This is a genomic window from Herbaspirillum sp. WKF16 (assembly GCF_028993615.1).
Lineage (GTDB): Bacteria > Pseudomonadota > Gammaproteobacteria > Burkholderiales > Burkholderiaceae_D > Herbaspirillum.
In genome coordinates this window covers 536,215-554,531 of the sequence record NZ_CP118632.1, presented here as the reverse complement: position 1 = coordinate 554,531, position 18,317 = coordinate 536,215, and the positions used below count along the sequence as shown (strand labels likewise).

Genomic DNA, 18,317 nt, shown 5'->3' with positions numbered 1-18,317 from the left:
CTACTCCCGGATCAGGCCGCGGTGGCGCGCCTCGAAGATGGCCTCGGCCTTGGAATTGACTTCCAGCTTGGCGTAGATGCGACGGATGAAGGTCAATACGGTATGCCGCGAGATCTGCATCAGGCCGGCGATTTCCTCGGCAGTGAAGCCGCGCGTGATGTACTCCAGCACCTGCGTCTCGCGGGCCGACAAGCCGCCCGGCGCGGTCGCCTCATCGGCTGGCGCCGCTTGCGGCCGGCCGCGAAAGCGCGTGAGCACCTGGCGCGCGATGAGCGGGCTGATCGGGCTGCCGCCGCCGTGCAGGCTGCGGATCTCCTCGACGATGCGGCCGGCCGCGCTGTCCTTGAGCAGGTAGCCGGAGGCGCCGGCCTCCAGCGACTGCATTACGTGCGCCTCGTCGCCGAAGGTGGTGCACACCATCACGTTGCATGCCGGATAACGCGTATGCGCGGCGCGGATCAGGTCGATGCCGGAGCCGTCGGGCAGGCCGATGTCCACCAGCAGCACATCCGGCGCGCCGCGCTCCAGCAGCGCCAGCCCCATGGCCAGGGTGCCGGAAACACCGGCCAGCGCCATGTCGGGCGCCTGGCCGATGGCTTCCTGGAAGGTGTGCTGGAAGTAGGCGTCGTCCTCGACGAGGGCGACACGGATAGGCGTACCGGAAGAAGATGCCTGCATGAGAGATCCCGCGTATGCCGCGCCTCCCCTTGACGCGCGGCCGCGCCGTTGCGGCGCTGGCGAGCATCTTGCCACAAATCGCGCAGGGCGGCGGCGGTGGCCGCGCCGGCTCCTCTCTGTCGTTCCCGCGAAAGCAGGAACCCGGCGACTTTCGTCATGCATGGAGGCGCATTCCCGCGCCACAAAAAAAATGCCGTTCAGCCAAAGACTGAACGGCATCGGCGCCTGCGCGCGACAGGAGGCCTGCGGCGCGATCAGCGCTTGAGTTGCGACAGGTCGCGCACGGCGCCGCGGTCGGCCGAGGTGGTCAGCGCGGCATAGGCCTGCAGCGCCTGCGACACCACGCGCTTGCGGTCGGCGGCGGGTTGCCAGGCCTTGGCGCCCAGCGCTTCCATGGCGGCGCGGCGGGCGGCCAGGTCGTCGCCGGAAATGCGCAGGTTGATGGTGCGGTTGGGGATGTCGATGTCGATCATGTCGCCCTCTTCCACCAGGCCGATGGCGCCGCCTTCGGCCGCTTCCGGCGAAGCGTGGCCGATCACCAGGCCGGAAGAGCCGCCCGAGAAACGGCCGTCGGTGAACAGCGCGCAGGCCTTGCCCAGGCCCTTGGACTTGATGTACGAGGTCGGGTACAGCATCTCTTGCATGCCCGGACCGCCCTTGGGACCTTCGTAGCGGATGATGACGACGTCGCCGGCATGCACGGTGTCGCCCAGGATGCCTTCGACCGCGGCGTCCTGGCTTTCGAACACGCGCGCCTTGCCGGAGAACTTGAGGATGCTCTCATCCACGCCGGCGGTCTTCACGATGCAGCCCTTCTCGGCGATGTTGCCGTACAGGACGGCCAGGCCGCCATCCTTGGAATAGGCGTGCTCGAGGTCGCGGATGCAGCCGTTGGCGCGATCCAGGTCGCTGCTCTCGAAGCGCTCTTCCTGCGAGAACGCGGTTTGCGTGGGCACGCCGCCGGGCGCGGCGCGGAACAGCTTGTGCACCGCCGGGTCGCTGGAGACGCGGATGTCGTATTTTGCGATCGCCTCGCCCAGGGTCTTGCTGTGCACGGTCGGGCGCGAGGTGTCGAGCAGGCCGGCGCGCGCCAGCTCGCCCAGGATGGCGATGATGCCGCCGGCGCGGTGCACGTCTTCGATGTGGTACTTGTTGGTCATCGGCGCGACCTTGCACAGGCAAGGCACGTTGCGCGAGATGCGGTCGATGTCGGCCATGCTGAACTCCACCTTGGCCTCATGCGCCGCGGCCAGCAGGTGCAGCACGGTGTTGGTGGAGCCGCCCATGGAGACGTCCAGGGTCATGGCGTTTTCCCAGGTTTCCTTGGTGGCGATGTTGCGCGGCAGGATGGAGTAGTCGTCCTGCTCGTAGTGGCGCTTGGCCAGTTCGACGATCACGCGGCCGGCGCGCAGGAACAGTTCCTTGCGGTCGGCGTGGGTGGCCAGGATGGTGCCGTTGCCCGGCAGCGAGAGGCCCAGCACTTCGGTCAGGCAGTTCATCGAGTTGGCGGTGAACATGCCCGAGCAGGAACCGCAGGTGGGACAGGCCGAGCGCTCGACTTCGGCAACGTCGGCGTCGGAGATGTTGTTGTCGCCGGCCTGGATCATGGCGTCCACCAGGTCCAGCTTGATGACCTTCTTGTCGGCGTTGACGGTCTTGATCACCTTGCCGGCTTCCATCGGGCCGCCGGAGACGAACACGACGGGGATGTTCAGGCGCATCGCGGCCATCAGCATGCCGGGGGTGATCTTGTCGCAGTTGGAGATGCACACCATGGCGTCGGCGCAGTGGGCGTTGACCATGTATTCCACCGAGTCGGCGATCAGGTCGCGCGAGGGCAGCGAGTACAGCATGCCGTCGTGGCCCATGGCGATGCCGTCGTCCACGGCGATGGTGTTGAACTCCTTGGCTACGCCGCCGGCGGCCTCGATCTCGCGCGCCACCAGCTGGCCCAGGTCCTTCAGGTGGACGTGGCCGGGCACGAACTGGGTGAAGGAGTTCACCACGGCGATGATGGGCTTGCTGAAGTCGCCATCCTTCATGCCGGTTGCGCGCCAGAGGGCGCGGGCGCCGGCCATGTTGCGGCCTTGGGTGGTGGTGTGGGAACGGTAGGTTGGCATGTTGGGTGTCTCCTCAGCGCTGCGGACGGAAAAAGGGAGCACAAGATTGCTCCTCGACCTGATATTTGTCCAATATATAATTCAGCGCCTTTTAATTCGTATTGAATATCAATCATGCGCGCCGCCGCCGCCTCGCAAGGCCCGGCGGGAGGCGGCTTGCGCTGCGTTCATGTCTATTCGTGCTGCCCCGCCGCACGCGCCGGTATCGTTTTGTCCCAGACAGGGGCGCCGCCGCGCCGCTATATTCCCGCGATCTTTGCCGCCAGGCAAAACCAGTTTCAATCCAACGGGAATGCAGATGAAGAAAACCGCCCTTGCCTACACCACCTCCCTCACCGCCCTGACGCTGGCCGCCGCGACCCTGGCGCCGCCGGCGCGAGCCGGGGAGAGCAACGTGACCGTCTACGGCGTGATCGACATGAGCCTGGCCTACACCAGCAAGGCCGCTCCCGGCAACAACAGCCGCCTGAGCCTCGACTCCGGCGACCAGATGGCGTCGCGCATCGGCTTCAAGGGCCGGGAAGCGCTGGGTGGAGGGTTGTCGGCCGTGTTCCAGCTGGAAACCGGCTTCGGCGCCGACGACGGCGCCATGGCCACGCCCGGCACGCTGTTCGACCGCAAGTCGGTGGTCGGCCTGTCCGGCCGCTGGGGCACGCTGACGCTGGGCCGCCAGACCGACTACCTGGAAGACATCGGCACCAGATACACCTCGTTCCAGATCTTCGGCGGCGGCGGCGTGCGCGCCGGCCACTTCAACAGCCTGGACCGCGTGACCGGGGCTCGCACCAGCAATTCGGTGCGCTTCGACAGCGAGACCTACGATGGCTTCAGCGGCAGTCTGTTCTACGGCCTGGGCGAAACGGCCGGCAGCAACGCCGCCGGCAGCGCCGCGGGCGTGGGCGCCAACTATGCCAACGGCGCCTTCGGCATCGGCGGCGCCTACTACCAGAGCCGGCAGGCCAGCGCCGACACCGAGCTCAGGACCTTCACGCTGGGCGCCAGCTACCAGGCGGGGCCGGCCAAGGTCTTCGCGGCCTGGTCGCAGACGCGCCGTCCGCTGCAGGCGCCGCTGGCCGCCACCGGCCTGGCGCAGATCACCAGCGCCACCCGCGCCAACATCATCGACCTGGGCCTGGACTACGCCTGGGACGGCAAGCTGCACCTGCTGGCCAGCGTGATCCACGACCGCGCCGACCTGGCCCGCGCCGCCGCCGGCGCGACCCGCGCGCGCACCACCCAGCTCAACCTGGGGATGGATTACTTCCTCTCCAAGCGCACCGACGTGTATGCGATGCTGAGCCGCCAGCACGCCGGCGACGCCGTCAACCCGGGCGTGATCGGCGCCGCCTACTCGGTAGCGCCGACCGACGACAGCGCCCAGAACGTGCTGCGCATGGGCCTGCGCCACAAGTTCTGACGCCGCCCGGCTGTGGCCCGCGCGCCGGGAGCACAGCCGGCCGGGCCTTTCGCCGGCGACGGGACGGCGGCACAATTGCCGCATCCGCCAACGCACAGCAGGAGCCATCTTGAACCCGGAGCATCCCATGACCGATCCCAGCCACGGCGCCACCGTGGTGATCACCCACCATATCCGCCAGGGCATGCATGCGCAGTACGAGGCCTGGCTCAAGGACGTGGCGGCCTCCAGCCAGGCAGCCGAAGGCATCATCGACTGGCAGGTGGTGCGCCCGGTCAAGGGCATCACCACCGCTTACACGGTGATCCTGCGCTTCGCCTCGGAGCAGCGCCTGCACGCCTGGATGGAGTCGCCGCAGCGCGCCGGCCACATCGAGCGGGTCAAGCCCTTCCTGGCCGCGGACGATGAGTTCTTCGTGCGCAGCGGCCTCGATTTCTGGTTCACGCCCGAAGGCGCCAAGGCGAAAGTGCCGGTGCGCTGGAAGCAGTTCCTGTTGACCTGGTCGGCGATCTTCCCGCTCTCGCTGGCGGCCTCGCAGCTGGCGCTGCCGCTGCTGCACCGGCTGGGCTTGCCGCCGCAGCGCGTGCTGGACGGCTTGCTCGGATCCGGCATGGTGGTGGCGCTGATGGTGTACCTGGTCATGCCGCGCTACACGCGGCTGGCGCAGCGCTGGCTGTTCGACCGCAACCGCTGAGCGCAAGGCCGCGGGCTTTTTCCATCGGGCCTCAGAAGGCGTCGCGATAGGCGTACAGCGCCGGCGTGCCGCCGGTCATCACGAACAGCAGGTTGGCGCCGGACGCGAACTGCCCCTCCCTGATCCCCGCCAGCAGGCCGGCGAAGGCCTTGCCGGAATACACCGGATCGAGCAGCAGGCCCTCGCTGCGCGCCAGCGCGCCCACGGCGTCGGCCATGGCTCCGGTGGCGATGCCGTAGCCGGCGCCGCGCTGGCCGCCATCGACCACGATGTCGTCCGCGCCCAGCGTGCCCGCGCCCGCCCCCAGCAGTTCCAGCGCCGACTGCGCCAGCGCCTGCGTGGCCTGGCGCGTGGCCTCGGCCTCCCCCAGCACGGAGAAGCCGCGCACCCGCTGCGCCGGCAGGCCGGCGTGGATCATGCCCGCCGCCAGCCCGGCATGGGTGCCGGAGCTGCCGTTGGGCACCACGATGGCGTCGAACGCCACGCCCAGCGCCTGTTGCTGCTGCAGGATCTCCTGCGCCGCGGCGACGTAGCCCAGGCTGCCCAGCGGCGTCGAACCGCCGGTCGGGATGACGAAGGGACGCCGTCCCGCGCGCCGCAATTCTTCGGCCCGTTCGCGGGCGCGCTCGATCGGCGCCATGCCGGTCGGCGCCACTTCGACGCGCGCGCCGAACAAGGCGTCGAGCAACACGTTTCCGCCCAGTTCATATTCTTCGTTGTCCCTGGGCACCATGCGCCCGAGCACCAGTTCGCAGGCCAGCCCGGCGCGCGCGGCGGCGGCCGCCGCCAGGCGCGCATGATTCGATTGCAGGCCACCGACGGTGACGATGGTGTCGGCGCCCTCGGCCATGGCTGCGCCCAGCAGGAACTCCAGCTTGCGCAGCTTGTTGCCGCCGCCGCCCACGGCCATCAGGTCGTCGCGCTTGACGTAGAGATTGACCCCGGCGGTCCAGGGCAGCAGGCGCGCAAGCCGCTCCAGCCGGGCGATGGGAGTGGCCGCGTCAAGCAGGCGGTGGCGGGGGAATTGCCGCAGGGCGGCGAAGTCGGGCTGGTGCATCTGGGTCTCCGGCGAGGATGGCGAGTCTGGCGGACTCGGATCGGCCGAGTATCGCAAGAAGCGCAGCGGCTGGCGACTGCGCGCGACGCAAATCACTTTCAACGCGGCGTTGAAAATCGCCGGCCGCCCTCATGCCGCCGCTGCGCCGGCGATCACATAGGGGACGCCGCCGTCGCTGCCGACGGTGGCATGCACGCCGTACACGGTGCGGATGTTGTCGGGCGTTAGCACCTCGCGCCAGGGGCCGTCGGCGTGGACGCGGCCGTGCGCCAGCATCACCAGGCGATCGGCGAAGCGCGCCGCCAGCGCCAGGTCATGGATCGCCACCAGCATGGCCGCGCCGCGCGTGCGCGCGATCTCGCGCACGGCTTGCATGACCTCCACCTGATGGCGCAGGTCGAGGTCGCTGGTGGGTTCGTCCAGCAGCATCAGGCGCCCTTCCTGGGCAATGGCGCGCGCCAGCATCACGCGCTGGCGTTCGCCGCCGCTCAGTTGGTCCACCGCGCGCAAGGCCAGGTCCTGCAGGCGCAGGCGCTCGATGGCGCGCAGCGCGACGTCGAGGTCATGCGCCGCGCTGCCGCCGCGCCGGTGCGGCGCGCGGCCCAGCAAGACCATGTCGATCACGCGCAGCGCCATGGCGCTGCCGGCCTGCTGCGGCACCCAGGACACCGCCCGCGCCAGCTCGCGCGGCGCCATCGCGACGGCGTCGCGGCCGTCGATGGCGATGCGGCCCCGGTAACGTCCGGCGATCTGGTTCACGCAGCGCAGCAGCGTGCTCTTGCCGGCGCCGTTGGGCCCCAGCAGCGCCACCACTTCGCCGGGCGCGGCGTCGAGGCTGACGCCGGCCAGGATCTCGCGCGCGCCGAGGCGATAACGCAGGGAATCGATGGCCAGCATCACAGCTCTCCCTTGTGGCGGCTCGACAGCAGCAGGTGCAGGAACAGCGGCACGCCGATGTAGGCCACCACGATGCCGACCGGGATGATCACCGGCGCAAACAGCAGCCGCCCCGCCATGTCGGCCGCCAGCACCAGCAGCGCGCCGATGGCCGCCGAGACCGGCAGCAGCCAGCGGTGGTCGCCGCCGGCCAGCAGGCGCGCGATGTGCGGCGCCACCAGGCCGACGAAGCCGATCACGCCGGTGAAGCTGACGATGGCGGCGGTACTCATGACCGCCGCCACCGTCACCACGGTGCGCACGCGGCGCACCGAAAATCCCAGCGCCGCCGCAGTCTCGTCGCCGCCGGCGGCGAAGGCGTTGAGCGCCCAGGCATGCGCCAGCAGCACCGGCGCGCACAGTAGCAGGACCACGCCGGCCACGGCCAGCTCGCGCCAGGTGATGCCGTTCAACGAACCGAAGCTCCATTGCACGATGGCGGCCAACTGCTGCTCGCTGGCGACGAACTGCACGCTGGCGGTGAGCGCGCCGAACAGGTAGGTGAGGCCGACGCCGCCCAGCACCAGCATGGTGGCGGAGACCCCGCGCAAGGCCGCGAACGCCAGCACCATGGCCGCGCAGCCGACCGCGCAGGCGAACGCCGCGGCCACGATCAGGTAAGGCCCCAGGGCTTGCCCGCCCGCGCCCGCCAATATCGCCAGCGAAGCGCCGAAGGCCGCGGCCGGCGAGATGCCCACGGTGTACGGGCTGACCAGGGGATTGCGGGTGATGCCCTGCATGGCCGCGCCCGACAGCGCCAGCCCGGCGCCGGCCACCAGCGCCATCAGCCCACGCGGCAGGCGCAGCTCCAGCAGCACGGCGCGCTGCGCCTCGGGCACATCGACATCGAGCAGCGGCGAGAGCAGGATGCGCAGCGCCGTGCCCGGCCCCAGGCCGCGCGCGCCCAGGCATAGCGAGGCCAGCAGCAACAGCGCCAGCAGCGCGACGGACAGCGCCGCCAGCGCCAGCCGGCGCCGGCGTTCGCGCCGCAGGCCCTGGACCAGCGCGCTCATTTGCGCAACTCCGCCAGCGACACCGAATAGCCGCCCGGCGCCGGCACGTCCTGGAACTGCTCCAGCCAGGCCTTCATCGCCTGCTCGGGATCGACGTCGGTGAAGCGCTCCGGATACAGCCACTTGGCGATCTGCAGCGCGCCGATGATCTTGGAGCAGGCGCCCGCCAGGTAGTAGCTGATGTGGTAGACCTGGCCGCTTCGCACTGCCGGCAGGCCGGCAAAACCGGGCCGCGCGGCGATGCCCTGCAAAACCTGCGCCGAGAACGCGCGCGGATGCGGCAGGTATTGCGCCGGCTCCAGCTTGACGATGACTTCCGGCCGGCGCGCGATGACTTCCTCCGGGTCGACCGAGAAGCCCTGCACCGTGCCGCGCGCCGACGACTGGCCGGCGATCTCGACATCGCCGAAGACATTCTGCCCGCCGCCCAGCTCCACCATGTCGTGCCAACCCGAGCCCTTGAGCAGGGTCTTGTAGTTGCCGACCTCCTCGATGTAGACGCGCTTGCGCGCCACGCCCTTGAGGCGCTGCGCCAGCAACTCGCGGTAGCCGCGATAGAAGGCGTTGAGCTTCTCGGCGCGCTGCGGCTGGCCGAACAGGCGACCCAGCAGGCTGACGTTCTGCTCGTGCTTGAGCACGTCCCAGGCGGTGACCACCACGACCGCGATATGGAAGCGCCCCAGCACCTCGGCGGCCTTCTGCCAATCGCTGTTGCGCGGGAAGAAGACCGCCTGCGGACGCAGCGCGACGATGGCCTCGTAGTTGGGACTGGACTGCCCCTGTCCGGCCAGCATGTCCGGGGTGACGGTGGGCCAATACTCCTTGCCGCGCGCCGAGTCGATGTCCACGCCGACCACCGCCGGCATGCCGCCGACGGCGCGCACGAACTCGGTGGTGTAGCGGTTGAACACTACTACGCGCGTCAGCGGCGCCGGCAGCGCCAGCTCGCGGCCGACGTCGTCGCGGAAATGCAGCTTGCCGCCCTGCTGGCCGAGGATGGCCGGATCGCCGGCCTGCACGGGCGCCGCCAGCAGCGCCGCGCAGGCCAGCAGCAGGGCTGCCAGCCAGGCGACCGGCGAGACGGCCTCAGAACGCATAGTTCATGGTCAGCGTGTAGCTGCGCGGCGCGCCCAGGATCCACTGGGTCGAGGAGCCGGCATAGGTCGATGCGGCGTAGACCTTGTCGGCCAGGTTGTCGATGCGCAGATCGACCTTCAGGCGCTCGTTGGCGCGCCAGGCCAGGCCCGCGTCCAGCACGGTGTAGGCCGGCAGGCGATACAGCTGGGCGTTGTCCGAGTAGCGGTCGCTGACGTAGTGGGCGCCGGTGCGCGCTTCCCATTGCGGCATGAAGCTCCATGCCACGAACAGGTTGCCGGTGCGCTTGGGCACGAACTGCGGACGATAGCCGCGCAGCGAGCTCAGCTTGCCGGCGACGCTGGCGTTGAAGTCGTCGAACTGCGCCTGCAGCACCGAGGCGTTGGCTTCGATGCGCCAGTCGCGGCTGGGCTTGAAGGCGATCGAGGCCTCCAGGCCGCGCGAGGATTGCTGGCCGACGGTGTCCGAAAGCGCGCTGTTGTTGATGTTGGGCGTGAGCAGGTTGGTCTTGATGATGCGGTAGGCGGCCAGCGTCCAGTCCAGCTTGCCGTCCCACAGCGACTGCTTCACGCCCGCTTCCACCTGCTTGCCGCGCGAGACCGCGTACTGCATCTGCGAGGCGCCGATGCTGGCCAGCGAGGTGGCCGGGTCGGAGGCCACCGCGTACTGGGCATACAGCGAGAGGTCGCGCGCCGGGGTGAACACCACGCCCGTGTTCCATGAGGCGGCGTTGATGTTGCCCGAGGCGCGGGCGCCGGTGAGGATATCGTCGCGCCTGGTCTGGTAGTTGTCGCCGCGCACGCCGCCGCTGACCGACCAGCGCTCGGCCAACTGGTAGCGGTCCTGCAGGAACAGGCCGGCCTGGTCCAGCGTCAGGCGGTACAGGTAGCGCATGGCCGCGGTGGTGCCTTGCGCGAATGTGCCCGGCGCAAAGGAAGACGCATTGACCGTGGTCGAGCCCGGGAAATTGCCCGAGGTATTGGTGTTGTCGTTGCGGTCGTAGACCGAGCGGTTGACGTCGAAGCCCACCACCAGCTGGTTTTTCCGTCCCAGCAGCTGGCTGTCGACGGTTGCGTAGCCATGGTCGCCGTATTGCGTCTGGTAGCCGATGATGTCGCGGTAGTTGGAACGCGCCACGTTGCCGGTGACCGGATTGTAGGTGTAGGTATAGGTCTCCTTGTAGCGGCGGTCGTGCTTGATCAGGTAGAGGTCGTTGTTGAGCACCACGTCCGGCGAGAGCTGATAGCGCGCGCGCAGGTAGGTGCGGTTCTCGGTGAAGCGCACCTGGGCGTCGTCGACGTTGAAGTTGCGGTAGCGCAGGCCGGGCACGAGGCTGCCGTTGGCGATCGGCGTGCCTTCGTAGCTGCCGGGATGGATGTCGCCGTAGTCGTTGGACAGGGTTAGCGTCAGGTCTTGCGTGGCCCGCCAGGCCAGCGCCGCCGACACCGCCAGGCTATCGCTGCGGCCGCGCTCCATCCAGCCGTCCGAGCCGGTGTGGCTGGCGTTGATGCGGTAGGCCCACTGCTCGTTCAACGGCCCGGCGCTGTCGATGGCCTGGCGCCAGGTGCCGAAGGAACCGGCCGACAATTGCACTTCGTTGGACGACTTGTCGAAGTCGGGCTTCTTGGGCACCACGTTGACGGCGCCGCCGACGAAGCCGGTGCCGTACAGCACCGAGGCCGGGCCGTTGAGGAACTCCACGCGCTCCACGTTCCACGGGTCGAACGGGAAGGTCACCACGCCGCCGGCGTTGTAGAGCTGCAGGCCGTCGTAGAGCTGCGAGATCGAGTTGGGGCCGTAGAAGCCGCGCGCCGACAACGAGTTGTTGCCATTGCCGGAGAACGGCACCGAAGTGATGCCGGGGGCGCGCGTCTGCGCATCCAGCAGGCTCTGGTAGCCGCGCTCGCGGATGGTGTCGCCGGAGATCACCGTCACGCTGGCCGGGGTTTCCAGGGGCGTGAGTTCAAGCCGGCCGCCGGCCGTGCCGGCCTTCTTGAGATCGCTCTCGTTGCGGGTCGAGACCACGATCTCGGGCAGCGCGTCGGCGTCGCCGGCCTGCGCCCAGGCCTGGGCGCCGCCCATGGCCGAGCAGGCCCCGGCCAGCGCGATGGCCAGGCGCTTGCGCAGCAGGCCCCTGGATGAATGGATGTGCGCGCCCGCGGGCGCCTTGCCGGTGTGCTTCTTCATTGCCGCTTCCTGTTGGTGGCCGCCGGTCGTGCCGGGACGGCCGTTTCTTGTGGAGCGCGCCTCCCCGCGCGCTGCGATCAAGGGAAACAGGCAACGGTAGCCGGTGCGACAGCCAGGGCGAAGAAGCAAGCGATCGGCGCGCAAGCGCATGCGCGCGCATGACGCAACGCGAGGCCGCAAAAAGCCCCGCGCCGTCAGGCACGCTGTTCATCTTGTTCGGAAACTGATCGATTTCGCCAGGCAGTCGCGACACACCCCGGTCGCCTGCGTCCATCCGTCCTGGCCGGTATCCGGGCTGACAGGACCGATCGCCACGCCTTCCCATGCAGCCAGGCTGCACAGTGGACTTTGGAAGCGACCTGCCGCATCGATGGATGCGGCGCCTGTCTTACCGTTGCGGGGGCAGCACACGTTGACCGCCGATGACGCCGGCGCGTGTTTCCCGTTTAACTGCGGCCGGGATTGAAGAGTCGGCCGCGAGCACCAAAACGCGCGTATGTTACCCGCGATGGGGCCGACGGCGCAACGCACGGCGTTGCGCCGTTGCGGCGATTCCGCGCCGGGCATGAAAAAGCCCGCGCGAGCGCGGGCCGATGACAGGCGATGCGTTTGCCTCAGGCGCCGATGTGTTCGTAGAGGATGGCCGCGCCCACGCCGATCAGCACGACCCCGCCGATGATCTCGGCGCGCTTGCCGACGATGCCGCCCAGCATGCGTCCCACCAGCACGCCGATGGTCACCATGAGGGTGGTGGCCAGGCCGATCAGCAGCGAGGCCTCGAGGATGCTGACGTCGACGAAGGCCAGGCCCACGCCCACCGCCATGGCGTCGATGCTGGTGGCCACCGCGGTCAGCGCCAGCATCAGCACCGATTGCTTCTGCGGCTCGGGCGCGGCTTCTTCATCGGCGCCGCCCAGGCCTTCGCGGATCATGCGCGCACCCAGCACCAGCAGCAGCACGAAGGCGATCCAGTGATCCCATTGGGCCACCCACTTGGTGGCGACCGAACCGGCGAACCAGCCGATCAGCGGGGTGATGGCTTCGATCACGCCGAACAGCAGGCCGATGCGCAAGGCTTGCAGGAAACGCGGCTTGTGCATCGCTGCGCCCTTGCCGATGGCGGCGGCGAAGGCGTCGGTAGACATCGCGAAGGCGAGCAGGACGAGTGCGGGGAAATTCATGAGACGGGGTTCCTCGGTCGGGCGATGTCCATGGACGTGTCCGCACGCCCGACCAAGGGCGCGGATACGTCTATGGTCTCGCCTACCAAGTTGGCTACCCGCGCCACGGCTGCTGCCGAGAATGTTGACGCGGGCTCTTCCGGATGACCCGGAAGCTGGCTACTCCCCAAAGAGAAGGTCGCATTCTACCCGATAAGCGCCGGCCCGGCGCGTGCTGTTGCGCGCCAGTCCTTGCATCCGGGCAATCCGCAAGTGTGGGTGCGTCATACCAACGTATGATTTTTCAGCGCCGGCGCGCTTGCTACTCTTCATCGCATTGCCGCGGCCCCGCGCGGCGCCCACGACACCCGCAAGAAAGGACGCCAGCATGGCCGCCTCCGACCTCCACTTCATGATCGTCGACGACTTCGCGCCGATGCGCCGCATCGTCGGCGCCCTGCTCAAGGACCTCGGCTACCCGCGCCAGACCGAGGCCGACGACGGCAGCACGGCCTGGAAAATCCTGGAGTCCGGGGCCAGCTCGGTGGACTTCGTGCTGACCGACTGGAACATGCCGCTCATGGACGGCATCGCGCTGCTGCGCAAGATACGCAGCCATCCCGACCTGGCCCACCTGCCGGTGCTGATGGTCACCGCCGAGACCCACAAGGACAACATCCTGCACGCCGCGCAATGCGGCGCCGACGGCTACATCGTCAAGCCCTTCAACGCCGACACGCTGGAGCGCCAGGTGCGCAGGATCGTCGCGCGCCGGGCCCAGATGCTGGCGGCGGCCTGAGCCCGCCGCGGCGCAACTGTACCGGTCGGGCCGCGCCCGATCTACTCCCTTCGGCCGGCGCGACGCGCGCCTATGCTGGCGGCATCACCCATTGGAGCCAACCATGAACATCAAGGAAGACGACGGCCAGGTCAAACCCTATACCCATGCCGCGGCCGGCTGGGGCGCGCTGAAGTTCGTGGCGCTGAACCTGCTCAAGGAGCGCGTGCAGGGCAGCAACTACAAGATGCTGTTCGGCCAGAACCAGCCCGGCGGCTTCGACTGCCCCGGCTGCGCCTGGCCCGACCGCGAACACGCCTCCACCTTCGAGTTCTGCGAGAACGGGGTCAAGGCGGTCGCCGCCGAATCCACCGGCAAGCGCGTCACGCTGGCCTTCTTCGCCGCCAACACGGTAAGCGCGCTGATGGAGCAGACCGACTACGAGCTTGAACAGCATGGCCGCCTGACCGAACCGATGGTCTACGACGCCGTCACCGACCGCTACCTGCCGATCGCCTGGGAGCAGGCCTACGCGATGGTGGCGCGCCACCTCAACGCCCTGCCCTCGCCCGACCAGGCGGCCTTCTACACCTCGGGGCGGGCCAGCAACGAGGCCGCCTTCCTGTACCAGCTGTTCGTGCGCGCCTACGGCACCAACAACTTCCCCGATTGCTCCAACATGTGCCACGAGGCCACCAGCCGCGGCCTGCCGCAGACGGTAGGCATCGGCAAGGGCACCGTGGTGCTGGACGATTTCGAGCATGCCGACACGCTGCTCATCTTCGGCCAGAACCCGGCCACCAACCATCCGCGCATGCTGGGCGAGCTGCGCGAGTGCGCCCGCCGCGGCGCCACCATCGTCTCCATCAATCCGCTGCGCGAGCGCGGGCTGGAGCGCTTCACCAGCCCGCAGCATCCGGTCGAGATGCTGACCATGTCGAGCACGCCGATCAGCTCCATGTTCATCCAGCCCAAGCTTTCAGGCGACCTGGCGCTGATCAAGGCCATGGCCAAGCGCACGCTGGAGCTGGACGACGAAGCGCGGGCCGGCGGCCTGCCGCGCGTGCTCGACGCCGATTTCATCGCCCGCCACACCGCCGGCTTCGAGGCGTTCGCAAGCGACCTGCGCGCCGAAAGCTGGGGCTTGCTGGTAGCGGAATCGGGCGTGCCGCGCGAGCAGATCGAGGCGCTCACGCAAGTCTTCGTGCGCGGCGAACGGGTGATCTGCACCTGGGGCATGGGGCTCACCCAGCATAAGAATTCGCTGCTGACGGTGACCATGCTGTCGAACCTGATGATGATGCGCGGCCAGATCGGCAAGGAAGGCGCTGGCCTGTGCCCGGTGCGCGGCCACTCCAACGTGCAGGGCAACCGCACCGTGGGCATCGAGGAGCAGCCGTCGCCGGCCTTCCTGGACCGCCTGCGCGAGGTGTTCCGTTTCGAGCCGCCGCGCCGTCACGGCCTGGACGTGGTGCGCACCATCGAGGCCATGCTGGCGGGCGAGGTGAAGGTGTTCATGGGGCTGGGCGGCAACTTCGCCAGCGCCACCCCGGACACCCCGCGCACCTGGGCCGGCCTGCGCCAGTGCGAGCTGACCGTGCACCTGGCCACCAAGCTCAACCGCAGCCACCTGGTACACGGCAAGGCGGCGCTCCTGCTGCCAGTGCTGGGCCGCACCGAGATCGACATGCAGGAGGGAAAGGCGCAGGGCGTGACGGTGGAGGATTCGATGAGCATGGTGCACATCTCCTTCGGCATGAACCAGCCGGCCGGGCCGAACCTGCGCTCGGAGACCGCCATCGTCGCCGGCATCGCCAACGCCACGCTGGGCCGCCAGCCGATCGACTGGCTCTGGCATGCGGCCGACTATGCGCGCATCCGCGAGCTGATCGAACAGGTGTTCGACGATTTCCACGACTACAACGCGCGCGTGGCCAAACCCGGCGGCTTCCACCTGAAGGTGGCCTCGCGCGAGCTGGAATGGAACACCGCCAGCGGCAAGGCGCAGTTCCTGGTGCATCCGATCGAAGCCGACACGCCGCTGCGGCGCGCCCGCGCGCAGCACGGCGAGAAGCTGATGACGCTGATGACCACGCGCTCGCACGACCAGTACAACACCACCGTCTACGGCCTGGACGACCGCTACCGCGGCGTGTTCGGCATGCGCCGCGTGGTGTTCGCCAACGCCGAGGACATCGCCATGCTGGGCTTTCGCGACGGCGACTGGGTCAACCTGGTGAGCGTATGGGAAGATGGCATCGAACGCCGCGCCGACCGCTTCCGCCTGGTCCGCTACGACATCCCGCGCGGCTGCATGGCCGCCTATTACCCCGAAACCAACCCGCTGGTGCCGCTGTCGAGCTTCACCGACGGCGCCGGCACCCCGACCTCCAAGTCGATCCCTATCCTGCTGGAAGCGGCCTGATCAGTTCAGCAGGGCCTGCGCGCCCTGCGCCTTGAGCGCCGAGGGATCCGGCTGCAGCAGCGCCATGGCGCCGATCTGCGCCAGTTTCTGCTGCCAGCGGTACTGGCCGTCGGCAGTGCGGGCGTCACGACCGTCGCGCAGCTGCTCGGCGAAGTCGCGCACGATGGCTGAATTCAGCGGCGTGCTGACGTCGGACACCTTTTCCCCCATCACATACTTGGTCACACGGGTGTTCTGGCTGGCCGACTGGCTCAGGCGCACCTTGGACAGGTAGCCCAGCTCGTAGCCGATTTCCAGCTTGCTGGAGGCCTGGTCGTCGACCTGGTGATAGGTGTAGTTCTGCGACTGCTTGTCGGTGCCCAGCTTGAGCGGCAGGTCCGGCTGGAGCGCTTCGTGCCAGGCTGCCTTGAGGCTGGAGTGCTGCTCTTGCGTGATGCCGCGGTTGGCCTGGTTCCGGCCGGTGAGCGATGTCTGCTGCGAGACCTGGTAGTCGAAGCCGTCGGTCTCGCCGCGCCTGAGCGGATTGGGCGACTCGGTGGCCTGCGAGATCGACGCCGTGAAATCGGCCAGGCCGGACAGCATCTGGCGGTCGGTGCCGTCGGCCGCGACCTTGGGCATGTCATTGCCCGGCGCGCCAGTCCGGACCGGGTAATTGCCGTTGAGCTGGGAGAAGGCGTCCTTGAACAGGTCGTTCAGGCCGGCGTCGCCGTGGCCGCGCCGCGAGGCCGCGTCGAACTGCTGCAGGTAGCTGGCGATGGCGCGCTGGCGCTGCTCGCCGCTGCCGAGGATGGCGGTGTTCTTCAAGTCGACCGCGACCTTCATGGTGCCGGCGCTGCTGCTGGTGGAGAGCGAGCGTTGCTGGGCGTCGACGTGCAGCTGTATCGCCTGGTCGCCGATCCTGGCGTTGAGCTCGACCGAACCGAGGGCGCCGGTGTCGAACTTCATCAGGCCGTCCAGCGCCAGCTTGGGCGGCTGTTGCGCCAGGCCGCCGATGGCGCCCTGGAAGGCGTCGCCCAGCTGGCGGATGGCTTCGCGGTCGGCGTCGGTGAGCTTGCCGTCGATCACCTCGATCTTGACCGCGATGCCGTCGCTGTTGGAGGCGAGGCTGAAGTTGACCTTGGCGCCGCCGGCGGTGGCGACAGACAGGCCGATGCTGTTGGCGGCGAATTTCTGCAGCTGGTCGCGCAGGATGGATTGCACGCCGCTGTCGCCGCCGGTGGCCAGGTCCGATGTCAGCACCGACTGCGAATAGCCGTTGCCGCCCTCGCCGATGTAATCGGTCAAGGCCCGGCCCAGCCCGTGCAGGCGGCCGGCCAGATCGCCCGCCGCCGCGGTATTGGCCATCTGCGCGGTGATGGTGTCGAGCTGCTTGTTTTCCCACACCGGCGACTTGGCGTTGGCAAGCTGCCCCGACGCCGAATACAACGCCAGGTCGGCGGCCTGCGCGCCCAGCGCGACCGTATCCGACCGGACGGCGGCGGAGGCGGCGACGGCGACGGCATTGTTGCGCGCGGCGGCCGGCTGGTAGGCCGGGGAGGAAGAGGACAGCGGGGCAATGGTGGTCATGGCGTCGTCGGTGCGCTTGGAGGGCGATAGCGGCACTAACGGCGGTTTTGCGAAAATCTTTACATGTTGGAACGGGCCGTGTCGGAACGGCGCGTTCCAGCGGCGCGGTCAGCACCGGCGCCGGCGGCCACCGGATCGACATGGGTCATCACGTCCAGCACGTTGTGCGCATCCAGCACGCGCCGACGCGCGGCGGCGGCGATGGCGTGGCCTTCGGCGACGGTGAGCGCACCGTCGATCTCCAGGTGCACGTCGACCTGCGTCATGTCGCCCATGCGGCGCGTGCGCAGGTCGTGCAGGCCGTGCACGCCGGGCGTGTCCAGCAGCGTGGCGCGGATCGCCTGCGACTCTTCCTCGGAGACGGCGCGGTCCATCAGGTCACTCAGCGCGCTCCAGAAGAAGCGCCAGCCCATGCGCAGCACCATCAGGCCGACCACGGCCGCGGCCGCCGGATCGAGCAGCGTGAAGCCGCCCAGGCTGGCGGCGATCCCCAGCGCCACCACCAGCGAGGAAGCGGCGTCCGAGCGCGCATGCCAGGCGTTGGCCACCAGCATGCTGGAACGCACCCGGCGGGCCACCGCGAGCATGTAGCGAAACAGCAGCTCCTTGGCCAGCAGCGCCGCCAGCGCCACCCACAGCGCGGCGGCATGCACCGGCGGCGTGTGGCCGTAGGCCTGGATCTTCTGCGCGGCGGACGCCAGCATGCCGATGCCGACCGCCAGCAGCAGCGCGCCCAGCGCCAGCGAGGCGGCGTTCTCGTAGCGCTGGTGGCCGTACTGGTGATCGGCGTCGGCCTCCTTGCGGCTGTGACGGGCGGCGAACAGCACCACGAAGTCCGACACCAGGTCCGACAGCGAATGCACGCCGTCGGCCACCAGCGCCTGCGAACCGGAGAAGATCCCCGCGCCGATCTGCAGCGCGGTCAGGCCGAGGTTGACGACGATGCTGACCAGGGTGCTGGTGCGGCCTGCGCGGTAGCGGGCATCGGCGCCGAGCGCGTCTTCTTTTTGTGCACTTAACATATCGTCAACTATATACCGTCGATTTGGCTCTAAATGGGCGCAAAACTTGTGCTATGGATCAAATTGCAGGATCATCTTGCCAGAATACAATGTCAGCCGCTTCACGCGAGGGGATTCGCGGCCAATCGCGGTTGGACAATCGAGTCCGTCGTCATGCGCACCCGTTGCG

At 68.8% G+C, this 18,317-nt stretch carries 14 protein-coding genes and 2 riboswitches; of the genes, 4 read left to right on the top strand and 10 right to left on the bottom strand.

Translation table 11 applies throughout. From position 1 onward, the window contains the following. Window positions 1-678 (bottom strand): response regulator transcription factor, encoded by a 678-nt coding sequence (locus Herbaro_RS02465; protein ID WP_275012260.1) that lies wholly within the window; start codon window positions 676-678, stop codon window positions 1-3. Window positions 679-932: 254 nt separating this feature from the next. After that, window positions 933-2,798 (bottom strand): dihydroxy-acid dehydratase, encoded by a 1,866-nt coding sequence (gene ilvD / locus Herbaro_RS02460; protein ID WP_275012259.1) that lies wholly within the window; start codon window positions 2,796-2,798, stop codon window positions 933-935. Window positions 2,799-3,096: 298 nt separating this feature from the next. Between ilvD and Herbaro_RS02455 the strand changes: the two genes are divergently transcribed. Further along, on the top strand, window positions 3,097-4,215 hold the full coding sequence (locus Herbaro_RS02455; protein ID WP_275012258.1) for a porin: 1,119 nt from the start codon (window positions 3,097-3,099) through the stop codon (window positions 4,213-4,215). A 127-nt stretch (window positions 4,216-4,342) separates the two neighbouring features. Further along, window positions 4,343-4,909, top strand: a complete 567-nt coding sequence (locus Herbaro_RS02450) for an antibiotic biosynthesis monooxygenase (RefSeq protein WP_275012257.1) — start codon at window positions 4,343-4,345, stop codon at window positions 4,907-4,909. A gap of 31 nt (window positions 4,910-4,940) precedes the next feature. Here the strand turns inward: Herbaro_RS02450 and Herbaro_RS02445 are convergent, their stop codons facing one another. The 6 genes from Herbaro_RS02445 to mntP all read right to left on the bottom strand — a co-directional run bounded on the left by Herbaro_RS02445 (window position 4,941) and on the right by mntP (window position 12,378). Continuing rightward, entirely contained in the window at window positions 4,941-5,966 is a 1,026-nt protein-coding gene (locus tag Herbaro_RS02445; RefSeq protein ID WP_275012256.1) for a D-cysteine desulfhydrase family protein, read from the bottom strand. 129 nt (window positions 5,967-6,095) lie between these two features. After that, on the bottom strand, window positions 6,096-6,863 hold the full coding sequence (locus Herbaro_RS02440) for an ABC transporter ATP-binding protein (protein WP_275012255.1): 768 nt from the start codon (window positions 6,861-6,863) through the stop codon (window positions 6,096-6,098). Next, window positions 6,863-7,915 (bottom strand): FecCD family ABC transporter permease, encoded by a 1,053-nt coding sequence (locus Herbaro_RS02435; protein ID WP_275012254.1) that lies wholly within the window; start codon window positions 7,913-7,915, stop codon window positions 6,863-6,865. Before Herbaro_RS02435 ends, Herbaro_RS02440 begins: the two co-directional genes overlap by 1 nt. Continuing rightward, entirely contained in the window at window positions 7,912-9,012 is a 1,101-nt protein-coding gene (locus Herbaro_RS02430) for an ABC transporter substrate-binding protein (RefSeq protein ID WP_275012253.1), read from the bottom strand. Before Herbaro_RS02430 ends, Herbaro_RS02435 begins: the two co-directional genes overlap by 4 nt. Continuing rightward, a complete protein-coding gene (locus Herbaro_RS02425; RefSeq protein ID WP_275012252.1) occupies window positions 9,002-11,197 on the bottom strand; it encodes a TonB-dependent receptor in 2,196 nt (731 codons plus the stop codon). The genes Herbaro_RS02430 and Herbaro_RS02425 overlap by 11 nt, the downstream gene beginning before the upstream one ends. Window positions 11,198-11,461: 264 nt before the next feature. Beyond that, window positions 11,462-11,700: riboswitch (cobalamin riboswitch) on the bottom strand. A gap of 111 nt (window positions 11,701-11,811) precedes the next feature. Next, a complete protein-coding gene (gene mntP / locus Herbaro_RS02420) occupies window positions 11,812-12,378 on the bottom strand; it encodes a manganese efflux pump MntP (protein WP_275012251.1) in 567 nt (188 codons plus the stop codon). A gap of 12 nt (window positions 12,379-12,390) precedes the next feature. After that, a riboswitch (yybP-ykoY riboswitch) is annotated at window positions 12,391-12,558 on the bottom strand. 187 nt (window positions 12,559-12,745) lie between these two features. Here mntP and Herbaro_RS02415 point away from each other — a divergent pair. Together Herbaro_RS02415 and Herbaro_RS02410 are read left to right on the top strand one after the other, a co-directional pair. After that, window positions 12,746-13,156 carry a response regulator gene (locus Herbaro_RS02415; RefSeq protein WP_275012250.1) on the top strand — a complete coding sequence of 137 codons (411 nt, stop codon included), beginning with the start codon at window positions 12,746-12,748 and terminating at the stop codon, window positions 13,154-13,156. A gap of 103 nt (window positions 13,157-13,259) precedes the next feature. After that, window positions 13,260-15,560, top strand: coding sequence for an FdhF/YdeP family oxidoreductase (locus Herbaro_RS02410; protein ID WP_275012249.1), 2,301 nt, complete (start codon window positions 13,260-13,262; stop codon window positions 15,558-15,560). On the opposite strand, the gene Herbaro_RS02405 is transcribed toward Herbaro_RS02410, so the two are convergent. Both Herbaro_RS02405 and Herbaro_RS02400 read right to left on the bottom strand, forming a co-directional pair. Beyond that, entirely contained in the window at window positions 15,561-17,126 is a 1,566-nt protein-coding gene (locus tag Herbaro_RS02405; RefSeq protein ID WP_275012248.1) for a hypothetical protein, read from the bottom strand. 59 nt (window positions 17,127-17,185) lie between these two features. After that, window positions 17,186-18,148: a cation diffusion facilitator family transporter gene (locus Herbaro_RS02400; protein WP_275012247.1), complete on the bottom strand. Its 963-nt coding sequence runs from the start codon at window positions 18,146-18,148 to the stop codon at window positions 17,186-17,188. Window positions 18,149-18,317: the final 169 nt, after the last annotated feature.